Here is a 15,444-nt window from a genome sequence, read left to right on the forward strand (position 1 = left end):
TGCTATGGACATGACCGACCCTTCCCCCACAGCCCGCATCCTGATTGTCGAGGACGATGCCGCCACCGCCGATGCCGTGGCCGAGATCGCCCGCGGCATCGGCTGTGCGCCGGTTGTCGTGGCCACTCTGGATGCCGGGCTGGAGCAGGCGTCCGGGGACTACGCGGTGATCGTGCTGGACCGGATGCTGCCCGGGGGCGACGGGGTGGGGGCGCTTGCCGCCCTGCGCGCCGCCGGGTCGCGGGCGCTGATCCTGGTGCTGTCGGCGCTCGGGCGTGCGTCCGAGCGGGTCGAGGGGCTGGAGAAGGGCGCGGACGACTATCTTGCAAAGCCCTTCGAGCCGGAAGAACTGCGCGCCCGCCTGCGCGCGCTGCTGCGCCGGGCGATGACGCAGTCGGCGGCGAACGATGTGATGGCGTTCGGCGACGTGGAGATCCGGCTGCGTGCCCGCACCGTGCATGTAGGCCGGGTGCATGTGCCGGTATCGCCCAAGGAATTCGAACTGATCACCTTCTTCGCCCGCAACGCGGGGCAGCCGGTGACGCGGACACAACTTCTGGAGCAGGTGTGGAACCTGCGCTTCGATCCCGGAACCAACGTCGTCGACGTGCATGTGGGCCGTCTGCGCCGCAAACTGGAGGAGGCGGCCGGACGGCCGGTCATCCACACGGCGCGGGGCACAGGATATGTCTTTGCTCCGATGATGCCGGGCGGCGGGACGGCGGGGTGAGCCGCCCGCGCCCCCGCGTCACGCTGCGGCTGGCTGGTGTGGTGGCCGTGGCCATCACCGTGCTGTCGCTTGCGGGGATGGTGCTGCAGTACCGGCTGGTCGAGGCGCGCCTGATGGAGCAGGCACGGTCCTTGCTTTCGGCCGATCTGGACGGACTGGCGGCGCTCTACGACCAGCGGCGGATCATCGCGCTGCGGCAGGCCATCGACTATCGCGCTGCCGCCGCTCTGGCGGACGAGATGCTGTGGCTGGGCGATCGTGCAGGCGGGCGGCTGGCGGGAACGCGCGCGGAATGGCCTGCCGCGATGACGCCTGCGGGTGAGGGATTTTCTGCCGAGGCGGCGCAGGTGTTTGCCGATGGCGGCACCCGGTGGCTGGGGGTCGCGCGGACCCTGCCGGGCGGCTTTCCCCTGATCGTGGCGCGGTCGCTGGCCGGGGTGGACGCCACGCTGGCAGCGCTGCGCCGGGCCATGGCCGCGATCACCCTCGGCATGCTGGCCATGGGGGCGGGCGTCGGATGGCTTGCCGCGCGTGGCCCGATGCGCCGCATCGCGCGGCTGAACGGCCTGGCGGACAGGGTGGCGGGCGGTGATCTTGCGGCGCGCTTGCCGGGGGTGCGGCCGGATGATGAATTCGGCCTGCTGGAAACCCATGTCCACGCCATGCTGGATCGTATCGAGGCGCTGAACCGGGCGACGCACCGGCTGTCGGACACGATCGCGCATGAACTGCGCACGCCGCTGAACCGCATGGCGCAGAAGCTGGGTGCGATCGCAGGACAGGATGACGTGGTCGACGACCTGCGCGCCGAGATGCGGGCGGCCGTGCGGGTGTTCGACGCGCTGCTCGACATCAGCCGGGCCGAGGCGGACACCGGCGGCGGCGGCCTTCTGCCGCTGGACCTGTCGGCGCTTGTGGCCGAGATGGCCGAGCTATACGGGCCGGTGGCCGAGGATGCGGGCATGACGGTCACGGCGGCGGCCCCGCCCGGGCTGACCGTGCTGGGCGACAGCACGCTGATCGGGCAGATGATCGCGAATCTGCTCGACAATGCGGTGAAGTACTGCCGCCCCGGCGACCGCATCGACTTGGCCCTTGTGCCAGAACGTGAGACCATCCGTCTGACCCTTGCCGATACCGGCCCCGGCCTGCCGGCCGACCTGCGCGAGACCGCCTTCGACCGGTTCACCCGCGGCGGGGCGCCGGTGCCCGGCCATGGCCTTGGCCTGGCGCTCGTGCGGGCGATCGCGGCGCGGCACGGCGCGCGCATCGTGTTGCCCCCGACCACGCAGGGCTTTGCCATCCATATCCTGTGGCCTAGACTGCCAGCCGACTGATACGGGATGGGGACCCTGTTGCGCGCGTTCATCTTTGCCCTTCTGGCGCTGTCGGGCTGCGCTGCCTGGAACAGTCCGGTCAATGCACCCCTCAGCACCGCCGCCAATCCGCCCATGCTTGCGGAAGAGACGGTCGCAGCGGATGAGGTCTGGATCGGCCTTGCGTTCTCGGGCGGGGGGATGCGGGCCTCGGCCTTCGCCTATGGCATGACCGAGGCGCTGCGCGCCGCCGACCCGGGCAGCCCCAACGGCCTGCTGGACCATGTCCGCCTCGTCTCGGGGGTGTCTGGCGGTTCGGTGACGGCGGCACAGCTTGGCCTGAACGGGCCCGAAGGATTGCGCGGATATCGCGAGCGGTATCTGGTGACGGATGCCGAGAAGTACATGGCGAACTCGCCGCTGAACCCGCTGACCATCGTGCGCGGGCTGTCGGGCGGCGCGAACGGGCGGGCCACCTTTGCCCGCTATCTGGACGAGACCCTGTTCCACCGCGCGACCTTTGGCGATCTGGCCGGACGGTCCCGGATCAAGACATGGATCAACGCCACCGACATGGCGAATTCCACACCCTTCCTGTTCTCGCCCGAGACCTTCGACGCGCTGTGCTCCGACCTCGCGTCCTTCCCGATCTCGGAGGCGGTGGCGGCCAGTGCGGCCTTCCCGCTAGTGTTCAGCCCGGTCGTGCTGGAGGCCCATCAGGGGCGCTGCGACTATCGCGAACCCGACTGGCTGACCGCAGCGCGCTTCAACCCCGAGGCCTCAAGCGCGATGCGTGCCCATGCCCGTGCGCTCGAAAGCTATGGCGATTCCGAGCGTGTCAGGTTCGTCAAGCTGCTGGACGGCGGGGTGACGGACAACTTTGGCACCACGGGACTGGCCGTTGAACGGGCCCGCGCCCAGGCGGCCTTTGCCCCGATGACCCCGGCACAGGCGGTGCGGCTGAAGCGATTGCTGTTTCTTGTCGCCGATGCGGGGGTCGAACGTGACCCCGCCTGGGCATTGCGGATCAGGGGGCCGGGTGGGCCCGCGCTTGCGATGTCGATTGCCAATGCCTCGCTCTCGGCCGCCACCCGATCGGGGTATGACGCGATGCGCGGCGAGATGCGGAAATGGCATGAGGACCTGATCGAATGGCGGTGCGCGTTGCCCCCGTCCGAGGTTCGGCGCCTGCGCGGAACGCTGGCCGGTTGGGATTGCCGGGACGTCAAGCTGTTCGTCGGGCAGGCGAACGGCGACTCGTTGCCTGCACCGATGCGGACGCGGCTGAACAAGGTGCCGACGCGGCTGCGGCTGAAGATGGATGAGGTCGATCTTGCGATCGAGGCCGGGCGGCTTGCCACGCTTGCCACGCCCGAGTTCAACGGCTTTGTCGCCGCGCTTGACGGCAATGACATCGACGCGCGCATCGCGGCGGGCATCGCCCGCGGCGGGCGGCGCATCGCGCCGACGGGCAACTGAGGGCGGCGTGACAAATCCCGTCATGGCGATGCAGAGGCTTGTCGCCGCGCCCGGTCCGGGTATCTTTGCGTCATGTGGTTGAACCGCCTTGCACTTCTGGCATTCTGCACAGCGACCCCGGCGATGGCCGAGGTGCGGGCGGTGTTGGTGGGCGTGGGTGACTACCTGCACCTTGATGCCGATCTGCGCGGACCCCCGCATGATGTCGCCCTGATGGCGCGGGTTCTGACTGGCCGGGGCGTTCCCGGCGGGTCGATCGAGGCGCTGATCTCCGCGCCCGACCTGCCCGACCTGCCTACGGGAGTGGTTTCGGGCCTGCCCACCCGCGCCGGCGTTCTTGCGGCGATGGATCGGCTGGCGGGCGCGTCGCGCCCGGGCGATACGGTGCTGTTCTATTTCTCGGGCCATGGCAGCCAGGCGCCCGACCGCGACGGCGACGAGGTGACGGGGATGGACCAGATCCTGCTGCCCGCTGATGCAAGGGGCTGGCGCGGGGCGACCGGCGATGTCGAGAACGCCATCGTCGACGACGAACTGCAAGTCTGGGCGCGCGGCCTGCTGGAACGGGGCGTCCGGGTGGTCGGCGTGATCGACGCCTGCCATTCGGGCACGGGGTTCCGCGCCGTCGGCGGACATGGTGTGGCGCGGGTGATCGACGCCGAAACGCTGGGCGTGCCCGAGGCCGTGCCACCCGCCGTGGCGCCGCCGCCGCCGCCGCCGCTGCCGGGTGATTTCGCCTTTCTCTACGCCGCGCAATCCGATCAGCGGTCCTTCGAGTATCCGCTTGATGCCGCCGATCCGGCCGGACAGTGGCAGGGTGGCTTCACGCTTGCCCTGGCCCGCGCGCTGACGCAGCACCCTGACTTGACCTGGCGGCAGGCGCTGCGCCTTGTGCGCGACGATCTGGCTGCCGCCGCGCAGCGCCAGGACCCCGATGGCGAAGGCCCCCTGATGGACGCGCCGGTTTTCGGCCAGGGTGCAGGCGCGACGCGGATGGCCGTTGCGGGAGGTGGCCTTGCCGCCGGGCTGATCGACGGGCTGGACGAAGGCGCGCGCGTCGCGCTTTACGACCGGCCGCAGGGTGGCACGCCGCTTGCCGAGGCGCGGGTGACTGCGGCCAGGGCGACCACCGCGATGCTTGATCCTGCGCCGCCGGATGGCGCGCTCTGGGCCGAGGTCGTGGCCCCCGCGCCGCCGCCGCCCCTGCGCATGGCCACGCCGGTCCGCGCCGCGCCGGACGACGGGTTCGACTATGGTCCATGGGTGGCGGCGCTTTCGTTGGCGACGGCTGAAGGACTGGCCGAGCGCGGGGACCCGGCCGATCTGGTGCCGATCCTGACCGGCGGTTCGGTGGCGCTCGCCGGTGGCGATGGCGTGCTTGATCCCGCCGGACCGGGCTCAACCCCCCGCATCGTCCTGCGCGAGGGCGAGACCGAGGCCGAGGCAACCCTGCGCACCATCGAGACGGCCGCCCATGCGCTGCGCCTGCGCGCGGTGCTGACCCGGCTTGCGGGCCGGGGGCCGGGCGCGCTTGGCCGGATCGGCATGACCATGGAACGGCGACCGGGGCGGCTGGCGGGCGGCGAGTGCCAGCGGGCCGGCGATGCCGTGCCAGTTGCGTCGGGCGTCGGGGCTTCGCCCTGCGACGAACTTTGGCTGACGCTGACCAACAGCACCGGCAAGGCGCAGGATGTGACCGTGTTCTGGCAGGGCCATGACTTCACCGTGACGCCGGTCTGGCCCGCGCGCAGCCTGTCGGGGCGGTTGCCGCATGGCGGAACTGCCCGTGTCGGATTGCGCATCACCCCCGATACGCCCGCACCGGGCGTCGAGGAACTGCTGGTCGTCGCCGTTGCCGCCGATCTGCGCGGCGACAGCGCCCCGCTGGCGGCCCTTGCCACGCCCGACCGGCTGCGCGCGACCGGATCGGATGCCACGCTCGCCGCCGTGGATGCGCTGATGGACCCGGACTCGGCGGGAACGCGGGCCTTCACCGCCGCGCGGCCCCCCCTGATGATCCTGCGCGAACCCCTGCGGATCGCGCCTCCCGCACCGTGACGATGCCCAAGGAAGAAAGGCAAACCATGACCCTGCGACCGATCCTGACCCTGCTTGCCTGCACGGCGCTGGCCGTGCCGCTGGCCGCGCAGACCACGTTACCCGATGACGCCACCGCCGATCCTGTGCAGTTGTCGCCCTTTGCCTTTGCCGAAGCCGGCCAGAAGGCCGCCCGTGCCGCCGCCGCCGAGGCCGAGGCCAGCGGCGCGCGCGTGGTCGGCGGCGAGATCGCGGCCCCCGGCGCATGGCCCTGGCAGGTCGCGCTTCTGATCGCCGCTCAGGAGGTCGGGCCAGGCGCCCAGTTCTGCGGCGGGACGATGCTTCTGGATGAATGGGTTCTGACAGCGGCGCATTGCGTGCACATGCAGGCGCCCGATGGCCGCTGGGGCAACCTGCGGCCCGATGCCATCCGCATCCTTGTGGGGGCCAACGATCTGGTGCCCGGGCAGGGCGATGCGGTGCCGGTCCGGTCGGTCCATGTCCATCCCGACTATGTGGGCACCGAGTATGACAACGATATCGCGCTGATCCGCCTCGCCCGCGCGCCGCAGACAGCCTATGCCACGATCAAGGTGCCCGACGCGCAGTTCGGCGACTATCTGGACCAGCCGGGCGTCGTGACCACGGTGACCGGCTGGGGCCTGATCGAGGGCGGCACGCAACCGACCGCGCTGCGCCAGGCCGAGATCCAGATGATGGATCGCGACCTGTGCAATGCCGCGTTGATCGAGGCGCGCGCGAACGAGGCGGCCAAGGGCTTCTCGCACGCTGTCAACGTCTTTGGCGTGAAGGAAGATGACGCCTACGCGCTGTGGGATCAGCTCGTTTCCAGTGCGCCTGCGCCGATGTCGGGGAACATGCTGTGTTCGGGCACGTTCGAGGGCGGCAAGACGGCCTGCTCGGGTGACAGCGGCGGTCCGCTTGTCGTCGCTCTGGATGACGGCACCTATGTGCAGGCAGGCGTTGTCAGCTGGGGCCTGTCGGGCAGCGGTGGCAAGGGCTGCAACGAACGGGCCCCGTTCTCGGCCTATACGCGGGTGTCCAACTATCTGCCTTGGCTGGAAGGCGTCATTTCGGCCAATCCCTGACGGCGGGTCGTCGGACAGCGACGGCTGCACGGGCGGGGGCCGGATGATCCGGCCCCCGCTGCCGTTCTGGGCCGGCGCGGATGCGCGGGGTTGTGCCCTTGCGCCGCCGCCCGTTCCGCACCAGCCTGCGCGGCGACCAACAGGGGCCGCCAGCCATGACACCGCCGATCCCATCCGACCGCAGCCCGCCGCCGCAAGGTCTGCTGCTGCTGCTGGCGACCGCGAACTTCGTGATCGGGATGGGCGCCTTTGTCGTCGTCGGTCTGCTGCCCCCGATCGCGCAGGACTATGCCCTGGCACCTTCGGTGGCGGGCTGGGTGATGACGCTCTATGCGCTTGTCTATGCGGCGGCCTCACCCCTGATGGTGGCGCTGACCGGCCAGACAGACCGGCGCGACCTGCTGGTCGCGGGGCTGATGCTGTTCGGGGTCGGGGCGGCGGTTGCGGCGCTTGCCCCGTCGTTCCCGGTGCTGCTGGCGGCGCGGGCGGTGATGGCACTGGGGGCCGGGGTAGTGACGCCGGTCGCCGCCTCCATCGCGGCGGGCCTGTCGGCGCCCGAGATGCGGGGGCGGGTGCTGGCCACGGTGTTCGGCGGCCTGACGCTGGCACAGGTGATCGGCGTGCCTGCCGGGGCGTGGCTTGGCTTCGCGGTTGGCTGGCCGGCGGCCTTTGTTGCGGTGGCGGTGCTGGCCGCGGGCGCCGCAGTTGCCCTGGCCCGTGCCGTGCCGCGCGGCATCACCGTTCCCGGCGCAAGCCTTGGCGCCCTGGCGCGGGTGCTGGCGTCCGGCTGGCGCATGGTGGCGGTCGGGTTCGGGGTATTGTTCCTGGGCGGGATCTACTGCGTCTACAGCTTCTTCGGCGCCATGATGATCACCCGGCTGGACCTGTCGGGTGCCGGAATCTCGATGCTTCTGATGGTGTTCGGGCTGGGTGCCGTTGCCGGGAACGCGCTTGGCGGGCGCATGGCCGACCGGATCGGTACGGGGCGGACACTGGCGATCCTTTGCCTCGCACAGGGGGTCACGCTGCCGCTGGTTTCGGGGCTGACACTGCCCTATGCCGCGACGGCCCTGCTCGTCGCTCTGTGGAGCGTGTGCGGCTGGTCGTTCATGGCGGCGCAGCAGGCGCGGCTTGCCGCGCTCGACCCTCGGAACACGTCCGTCATGTTTGCCCTTAACGCATCGGCGGTCTATCTGGCGGCCTCGGTCGGCACGCTGGCGGGGGGATGGGTGCTCGATGCAACGGGCGGCTATGCCGCGCTCGGGCTGGCGGGAACCGTGTTCATGGCACTTGCCCTCGCGTCGCTTGCCGCCGTGCCGCGCCTGCGCGGCGCGTGACGGGCGGCCCCGGGTTCGCCGGGGCCGCCCGGCTGCCGATCAGTTCGTCAGCAGGTAATAGCTGTTGCGCTTGCGGCCGGTGTTCTGGACCGTGATGTAGAAGTAGCCGTTCCACGCGGGCACGAAGTCGCAGTAGACCTTGTCGGACCAGCTGACGTCATAGCAGATCGTGTTGCCGTTCTCGTCGGTGATCAGCACGTCGAGGTTCGAGTCGCCGTCGCCCACCACGGCCACCTCGGCATAGGACTTGCCGTAGAACGGAACCTTCCAGACGTCCGACCGGCCGGCGGGCAGGCGGCTCAGCGTGCGCGAGGCGCCGCCGATCCGGCCGCGCGAACCCTCGGCCTCGGCATCCTCGATCAGGCCCAGGATCACCTCGTCTTCACCCGCCAGCGACCTGGCTGCCGCAAGCATCGCGGCCGCGTCGACCGGGGCGTCGGCCACATCCGGTTCTTCGGCGACTTCGTCGCCCTTGGTTTCCAGTTCGCGCTCGACATCCGTCAGCGTCACCCCGGCGGCAAGCCGCGCCGCCGTCAGCACCATGAGCGCGTCCTTGGTTTCCATGCCCACGGCGTAAAGATCCTGCGCAAGCGCCATCTGTCCCGCGCCGCCCTTGGTGCCCGTGCCGGCCGGGTCGACGTTGGTTCCCGACTGGTCCTGCGCGGCCAGAGGTGCCGCCAGGGCGACAAGCGCCGTGGTGGCAAGTGCCATGGAAAAGGTTTTCAGCATTGTATCATGTCCTTCCCTTGAACCCGCCCTGCGGGCGTATGACGCGAACATGCCATCCCCGGTGCCGCATGGGAAGCCGCCTTGCCGTGACAAATTCCGTCACGTGGAAGGACACCAGGCCCGTCGCGGCCGCGGTTCGGCCTACAGGTACCAGTCGTATTCCCGCGGCAGGACGTCGGACATGAACGCCTCGAATTCCGCGCGCTTGATCGCCGCATAGGCGGCGGGATAGCGCGGGCCCAGCCAATCGGCCAGAAATGCGGAGCGCTCGATCCGGTCGAGCGCCGTCCACAGGCGCAGCGGCATGTCGGGGTCGGCGGTGTCGCCCGCATTCCCCCCCGAGGGCGGCGTCGGCGTCAGCCCGCGCGCCAGCCCGTCATGCACCCCGGCCAGCACTGCGGCCATCACCAGATAGGGGTTCGCCTCGGCGCCCGCGATGCGGTGCTCGATCCGCCGCGCGCTGCCCTCGCCTGCCGGGACGCGGAAGGCGACCGACCGGTTGTTGGTGCCCCAGGTGGTGTTCACCGGCACGAACTGATTCACCGCAAACCGGCGGTAGGCGTTCAGGTTCGGGGCGAAGATCGCCATCGCATCGGCGGTGCTGGCCTGCAGACCGGCAATGGCGTGCCCCAGCCGAAGGTCGCCATCCGCCCGCGCGGGATCGAAGATGTTGCCGGCCGCGTCGGTCACTGACAGGTGGATGTGCAGCCCCGATCCCGACTGGTCGGCAAAGGGCTTCGACATGAAGGTGGCGTCCAGCCCATGCGCCCGGGCCACGCCCTTGACGATGCGGCGCAGCAGCAGGGCGTGGTCGGCCGCCGCAACAGGGTCCGGCAGGTGGCCCAGGTTCACCTCGAACTGCGCCCCGCCATACTCGGCGGTCGCCGCCCCGGCGGGCACGCCCTGCGCCAGGCAGGCTGCGTCGATGTCGGCCAGCACCGCCGACCATTCGGCCAGCTTGTCGAAGGCCAGCACGCGCGGCGATGACGGATCGCGCCCCGGGCGGGCGGGGCGGGCGGGGGCAATGCGTCCGGACGGATCGCGTGTCGGGTCGACCAGATAGAACTCCAGCTCGCAGGCCGCCACAGGCATCAGGCCAAGCGCACCGAATCGTTCAACCGCGCGCGACAGGATTGACCGGGGGTCGAACCACCATCCGGTCTCGTCCGGCGGCGGCGCGGGGGCGATCAGCACCTGTGCCACGCCGGGCTCCCATGTCACGGGGGCCAGCGTGCCAGGGATCGGCCACGATGTCGCATCGGGATCGCCATCGGAAAATCCGATCCCCTCGACGTCCCAGCAGGCACCCTGCGCGTCCAGCGTGGTGATCCCGGCGCAGAACGCCACACCCGACGACCACACCTTTGCCGCATCCCGCACCGGATAGCGTTTGCCGATGGCGGTGCCGCACAGGTCGAACATCACCGCATCCAGGAACCGCGTCCCGGGATGGGCGTCGAGATAGTCGGCCAGTTCGCGGGGCATGGCGGGCATTGTCCGGTCCGATCCTGTTTGGCGCCCCACACTGGCCCGGCCCCGAGGTGGTGGTCAACCTTCCGGCTTTTCCCTGCCGGACCTTTGGCCTAGGGTCCGCCGGAAAACGGGGGAATGGATGGTCACGCGCGTGCTGGTGCCTTCGGGGGTGCTTGGTCTGGGGTTCGACCGCGCGGCCCTGGCGCGCGGGGTGGCAGAGCGCCCCGACATCATTGCCATTGATGGCGGATCGACCGACTCGGGGCCATTCAGCCTGGGGGCGGGACAGTCCAAGTATTCCCGCGCGGCCACGAAATCGGAATGGCGCGATCTGATGGCGGCCCGGGCGCAGGCGGGCGTGCCGCTGGTGATCGGATCGGCGGGCACCTGCGGCGCCGACGCGACCGTCGACTGGATGTTCGACATCACCGCCGAGATCGCGGCCGAGACGGGCGAGCGGCTGCGCGTCGCCCGCCTCTATTCGGGTCAGCCCGCGGCGCGGGTGGCCGATGCGCTGCAACAGGGTCGTCTGCGCCCCCTGACGCCCGCGCCCGAGGTCACGCCCGAGGGTGTCGCCGCCATGACGAACATCGTGGCCCTGGCCGGGATCGAGCAGGTGCAAGCCGCCCTTGGCACCGGGGCCGACATCGTGATCTGCGGTCGCACCACGGACACGGCAATCATCGCGGCCCTGCCCATCGCCCGGGGCGAACACGCGGGCGCGGCCTGGCACGGCGCCAAGATCGCCGAATGCGGGGCGCTGTGTTCGACCCATCCGACGACCGGGGTCATCATGGTCGCCTTCGACCGGGACGGCTTCACGGTCGAGCCGATGGCCGAAGCGGCGGCCTGCACGCCCCATTCGGTCTCGGCGCACATGCTGTACGAGAACGCCGATCCCTTCATCCTGCACGAACCTGGCGGGCATCTCGACGTCACCGGCGCGCGCTATCACGCGCTTGACGGGCGGCGCGTGCGGGTCGAGGGATCGGCCTGGGTGACGGCGCCCTACAGCGTCAAGCTGGAGGGCGCGCGCGTCGCGGGCTATCAGACGACGATTCTGGCCGTCCTGCGCGAGCCGCGATATGTGGCAGGCGCGCGTGACTGGGTGACACGGCTGACGGCCTTCCTGCACGACTCGATCGCGCGCAAACTGGGGCTTGGTCCCGATGCCTATCGCATCGAGTTTCGCCTGATCGGCATGGATGCCGCCCTCGGGCCGCTGGAGCGGCGCGCGGGCGATCCGGCCGAGGTGGGTGTGCTTGGCATCGTGACCGCGCAGTCCCAGGCCATCGCGGCCGAGATCGGGCGCCTGATGAACCCTTTCGTGCTGCACTATCCCCTGACCGAGGATGAGGAACTGCCGACCTTCGCCTTTCCCTATTCGCCCGCCACCACCGACCGCGGCGCGCTGTACGAATTCGCGCTGAACCACGTGATGATGCTGGATGACCCGATGTCGGCGTTCCGCCTGACCGTGACGGAGGTGGGCAATGCCACAGGTCGCTGACGTGGCCTTCAAGGTCCGGTCCAAGAACGCCGGACCGTTCTGGGTAACCATTGACGTGTTCTGCGGCACGCCCGAGGCCTTCGCGCGCCTCGTCGGCGCGCTGCCGACGGCCCGGGTTGCGGCGCTCTATGGCCAGCCGATGCAACTGGTGAGACGGTTCGACATTCCGGACCTTTCGGTCATCAAGTTCTCGTTCCCGCGCCCGGTGGTGCAGGGATCAGCCGATGACCGTGACATGCACGGTGCCCAATGGGCGCATCTGCTGGCCGAGGCCGCCATCGACTGACGGGGAGGGCCCGGTCAGATCAGCCCTTCGGCACGGAACAGCGCGGCAAGTTCGGTTTCAGGCCGGGCGCCGAAATGGCTGATCACCTCGGCGGCCGCGATGCAGCCCATGCGACCGCAGGTCGCCAGATCGGCGCCGGTCGCCACGCCGTACAGGAACCCCGCCGCGAACTGGTCGCCCGCGCCCGTGGCATCCACCGGAGTGACATAGCGCACCGGCACGACCGCCTGCTCGTCGCCCCGCACCACGATCACGTCATGCCCGGACCGCGTGCAGACCAGAAGCCCGGTTTCGGCCGCCGCCGCCTCAAGTGCCGCCGAAAGATCGGTCTGGTACAGCGATTCCCATTCGTGCTGGTTGCCGATTACGAAATCCAGATCCCGCACGAGGCGCCGGAAGTCCGCGCGGTGCCGGTCCACGCAGAACGGGTCGGACAGGGCGATGCCCGCCCGTCCGCCATTCTCGCGGCACAGCCGCGCCGCGCGCTCGAAGGCCTGTTTGCCCTTGGGCTTGTCATACAGGTATCCTTCCAGGAACAGCAGGCCGGCGCGCCCCGCGACCTCGTCCTTCACGTCCTCGGGTCCGAGTTCCGACGAGATGCCCAGATAGGTGTTCATCGACCGCTCGCCATCCGGAGAGACGAAGATCATCGACCGCGACGTCGGCAGTTCGCCGCCTGCCACCGGGGCGTTCGGAAAGTCGGTGCCGCTGGCCGCCATGTCGCGGGCATAGAACCGGCCGAGCGCATCGTCATGCACCCGCCCGATGAAGGCGGTGGACAGACCGAGGTTGCCGATGCCCGCCAGCGTGTTGGCCACCGATCCGCCGGGTGCCTGCCGCCTGTCCTTCATGGCGGCATAAAGCAGTTCGCCCCGCTCGCGCTCGACCAGCTGCATGATGCCCTTCTCGATCCCCATCAGGTCGAGGAAACTGTCGTCGGCGGTGGAAAGCACATCGACGATGGCATTGCCGATGCCGACGACGTCATAGCGTTTCATGCAGTCTTCTCCTCATAGGCGCAAAGGTCGGCGATCAGGCAGTCGCCACAGCGGGGCTTGCGCGCGGTGCAGATATAGCGGCCATGCAGGATCAGCCAGTGATGCGAATGGCGCAGATAGGGGGCAGGCACGTTGTCCTCGATCGCGCGTTCGACGGCGATCTCGTCGCGTCCGGGGGCGATGCCGGTTCGGTTGCCCACCCGGAACACATGCGTGTCCACCGCCTGCGCGGGCAGGCCGAACCACATCTGCAGCACGACATTCGCGGTCTTGCGCCCGACGCCCGGCAGGCTGGTCAGGGCGGCGCGCGACGATGGCACCTCGCCGCCGAACCGCTCGATCAGCAGCTGGCTCAGCCGCATGACGTTCTTCGCCTTGTTGCGGTAAAGCCCGATGGTGCGGATGTGTTCGATCAACCGCTCCTCGCCAAGCGCCAGCATCTTTTCGGGCGTATCGGCCACCGCGAACAGCGCGCGCGTCGCCCTGTTCACCCCGACGTCCGTGGCCTGCGCCGACAGCGCAACGGCAACCAGAAGCGTGTAGGCGTTCAGATGTTCCAGTTCGCCCTTCGGCTCGGGCTCCCGCGCCGCAAAGCGGGCGAAGATCTGGGACATGCTGGCATAGGGCAACTGCGCGGGCATGTGCCCGGTATGGCGCAGCCGCTGCGGCGCGGCAAGGGCGCGAAGGCGCAGAAAGCGGGTCGCATCGCGGGGGCCTTGGCCGCTATGCAGGGGGAAACGGAGACACGACCATGACCGACCTTTCCCCCGCCTACCACTACCAGGTGATCGGCCGTGCCCTGCGCGAGATCGACGCGGGCGGCCCGACCCTGACGCTCGACGACCTGGCCGCGCGCATGGCCATGTCGCCCGCGCATTTCCAGCGGATATTCTCGCAATGGGTGGGAGTCAGCCCCAAGCGGTATCAGCAATACCTGACGCTCGACCATGCCCGCCGCCTGCTCGCCGACCGGTTCACCGTGCTGGAAACCTCGCTGGCGACCGGGCTGTCGGGGGGCGGGCGCCTGCACGACCTGTTCCTGCGGTGGGAGGCGATGACACCCGGCGACTACGCACGCGGGGGCGAGGGGCTGCGGGTGTTCTGGGGCTGGTTCGAGAGCCCTTTCGGACCGGCGCTTGTCACCGGCACCGACCGGGGCATCTGCGGCATGGCCTTTGCCGCCGAAACGGGCGAGGCGGCGGCCTTTTCCGACCTGACCGGCCGCTGGCCGAGGGCGGATTTCGTGGAAGACCCGATGATGCTGCGGCCCTGGGTGCTGTCGGCCTTTGGCGCGGCGCCGGGGCAGAACGCGGACACGCCCCTGTACCTGATCGGCGCGCCATTCCAGATCAAGGTGTGGGAAGCGCTGCTGCGCATCCCCTCGGGGCATGTCACCACCTATGGCGAGATTGCGGGCGCCATCGGCCATGCAAAGGCGGTGCGCGCCGTGGGCACCGCCGTCGGGCGCAATCCGGTCTCGTGGCTGATCCCCTGCCACCGCGCGCTGCGCAAGTCCGGCGCGCTTGGCGGCTATCACTGGGGCCTGCCGGTCAAGCGCGCCATGCTCGCGTGGGAAGCGGCGCGGGCCGACGCGGGTGCCGTGCCGCAACCGTGATGCGCAGGAACGTGCCGATGCTGCGCCGGGTATTTTGACCCGGCGAGGTGCCTGCTATACTGCGCGCGCGCCCGCGCGGTCCGTGCGGGCGCCAAGGACACATGAGGCACGAGACATGATGCTGAAATCCCCGATCCTCCTCGCCATGGCGGGGACCCTGGCCCTTGCGGGCTGCATCGACCCGGCGGTGACCGGCACGACCGACAATTCCCGGGCGCAGACCGGTGCGATCACCGGCGCGCTGATCGGCGGCGCCATCGGCGCAACCCGCGATGGCGACAACAAGCTGCTCAAGACCGCGGTCGGCGCGGGTCTGGGCGCCATCGTCGGCGGTGCCATCGGCGCGACGCTCGATCGCCAGGCCGCCGAACTGCGGGGCGAACTCGGCAACAACGTGCAGGTGATCAATACCGGGTCGGAGTTGCGCGTGGTCATGCCGCAGGACATCCTGTTCGCGACCGACAGCGCCGCCCTTCGCCCCGACCTGCGCAACGATCTGGGAACGGTGGCGCGCAGCCTGAACCGCTATCCCGACAGCGTCGTGCAGGTGATCGGCCATACCGACAATACCGGCACGGCCGCCTACAACTATGACCTGTCGCAGCGCCGCGCGGGCGCGGTGGCGGCGGAACTGCGCAGCAACGGTGTTCCAGGTGCCCGCATCCAGGCGTTCGGGCGCGGCTTCGACCAGCCGGTTGCGTCGAATGCCACGGTCGAGGGGCGCGCGCAGAACCGCCGGGTCGAGATCATCATCCGCCCGACCGCCTGAGCCCTGCCGACCTTTTGGGCATTGAGCCATCCCGGAACTGGTCATATCAATTGACC

14 protein-coding genes are annotated in these 15,444 nt (G+C 69.9%); 10 read left to right on the forward strand and 4 right to left on the reverse strand.

Going from position 1 to position 15,444, the window contains the following annotated elements; all coding sequences use genetic code 11:
- Window positions 1–10: 10 nt before the first annotated feature.
- From KF887_06425 to KF887_06450, 6 genes are all read left to right on the forward strand, one after another.
- Window positions 11–730 (forward strand): response regulator transcription factor, encoded by a 720-nt coding sequence (locus KF887_06425; protein QYK42735.1) that lies wholly within the window; start codon window positions 11–13, stop codon window positions 728–730.
- Window positions 727–2,067, forward strand: a complete 1,341-nt coding sequence (locus KF887_06430) for a HAMP domain-containing histidine kinase (GenBank protein ID QYK42736.1) — start codon at window positions 727–729, stop codon at window positions 2,065–2,067. Before KF887_06425 ends, KF887_06430 begins: the two co-directional genes overlap by 4 nt.
- Window positions 2,068–2,073: 6 nt before the next feature.
- On the forward strand, window positions 2,074–3,525 hold the full coding sequence (locus KF887_06435) for a patatin-like phospholipase family protein (GenBank protein ID QYK42737.1): 1,452 nt from the start codon (window positions 2,074–2,076) through the stop codon (window positions 3,523–3,525).
- A 72-nt stretch (window positions 3,526–3,597) separates the two neighbouring features.
- Entirely contained in the window at window positions 3,598–5,583 is a 1,986-nt protein-coding gene (locus tag KF887_06440; GenBank protein ID QYK42738.1) for a caspase family protein, read from the forward strand.
- A gap of 26 nt (window positions 5,584–5,609) precedes the next feature.
- On the forward strand, window positions 5,610–6,671 hold the full coding sequence (locus KF887_06445) for a serine protease (protein ID QYK42739.1): 1,062 nt from the start codon (window positions 5,610–5,612) through the stop codon (window positions 6,669–6,671).
- A gap of 155 nt (window positions 6,672–6,826) precedes the next feature.
- Window positions 6,827–8,008 (forward strand): MFS transporter, encoded by a 1,182-nt coding sequence (locus tag KF887_06450; GenBank protein QYK42740.1) that lies wholly within the window; start codon window positions 6,827–6,829, stop codon window positions 8,006–8,008.
- A 39-nt stretch (window positions 8,009–8,047) separates the two neighbouring features.
- Here the strand turns inward: KF887_06450 and KF887_06455 are convergent, their stop codons facing one another.
- Together KF887_06455 and KF887_06460 are read right to left on the reverse strand one after the other, a co-directional pair.
- Entirely contained in the window at window positions 8,048–8,719 is a 672-nt protein-coding gene (locus KF887_06455; protein ID QYK42741.1) for a hypothetical protein, read from the reverse strand.
- Between the two features lie 159 nt (window positions 8,720–8,878).
- The gene (locus KF887_06460) at window positions 8,879–10,222 is read right to left on the reverse strand and encodes a glutamine synthetase (GenBank protein QYK42742.1); all 1,344 of its coding nucleotides are present in this window, start codon (window positions 10,220–10,222) and stop codon (window positions 8,879–8,881) included.
- Between the two features lie 127 nt (window positions 10,223–10,349).
- On the opposite strand from KF887_06460, the gene KF887_06465 reads away from it, so the two are divergent.
- Together KF887_06465 and KF887_06470 are read left to right on the forward strand one after the other, a co-directional pair.
- Window positions 10,350–11,720, forward strand: a complete 1,371-nt coding sequence (locus tag KF887_06465) for an acyclic terpene utilization AtuA family protein (GenBank protein QYK42743.1) — start codon at window positions 10,350–10,352, stop codon at window positions 11,718–11,720.
- Window positions 11,704–12,006, forward strand: coding sequence for a DUF4387 family protein (locus KF887_06470; GenBank protein ID QYK42744.1), 303 nt, complete (start codon window positions 11,704–11,706; stop codon window positions 12,004–12,006). The genes KF887_06465 and KF887_06470 overlap by 17 nt, the downstream gene beginning before the upstream one ends.
- A 14-nt stretch (window positions 12,007–12,020) precedes the next feature.
- Here KF887_06470 and KF887_06475 read toward each other — a convergent pair whose 3' ends face one another.
- Together KF887_06475 and nth are read right to left on the reverse strand one after the other, a co-directional pair.
- Window positions 12,021–13,004 (reverse strand): adenosine kinase, encoded by a 984-nt coding sequence (locus tag KF887_06475; protein ID QYK42745.1) that lies wholly within the window; start codon window positions 13,002–13,004, stop codon window positions 12,021–12,023.
- Entirely contained in the window at window positions 13,001–13,645 is a 645-nt protein-coding gene (gene nth, locus KF887_06480) for an endonuclease III (GenBank protein ID QYK42746.1), read from the reverse strand. The genes KF887_06475 and nth overlap by 4 nt, the downstream gene beginning before the upstream one ends.
- A 110-nt stretch (window positions 13,646–13,755) precedes the next feature.
- On the opposite strand from nth, the gene KF887_06485 reads away from it, so the two are divergent.
- Together KF887_06485 and KF887_06490 are read left to right on the forward strand one after the other, a co-directional pair.
- A complete protein-coding gene (locus KF887_06485) occupies window positions 13,756–14,619 on the forward strand; it encodes a methylated-DNA--[protein]-cysteine S-methyltransferase (protein QYK42747.1) in 864 nt (287 codons plus the stop codon).
- Window positions 14,620–14,734: 115 nt separating this feature from the next.
- Window positions 14,735–15,388 carry an OmpA family protein gene (locus KF887_06490; GenBank protein QYK42748.1) on the forward strand — a complete coding sequence of 218 codons (654 nt, stop codon included), beginning with the start codon at window positions 14,735–14,737 and terminating at the stop codon, window positions 15,386–15,388.
- The last annotated feature ends 56 nt before the right edge of the window (window positions 15,389–15,444 follow it).

It is taken from the genome of Paracoccaceae bacterium (assembly GCA_019454225.1).
GTDB lineage: Bacteria > Pseudomonadota > Alphaproteobacteria > Rhodobacterales > Rhodobacteraceae.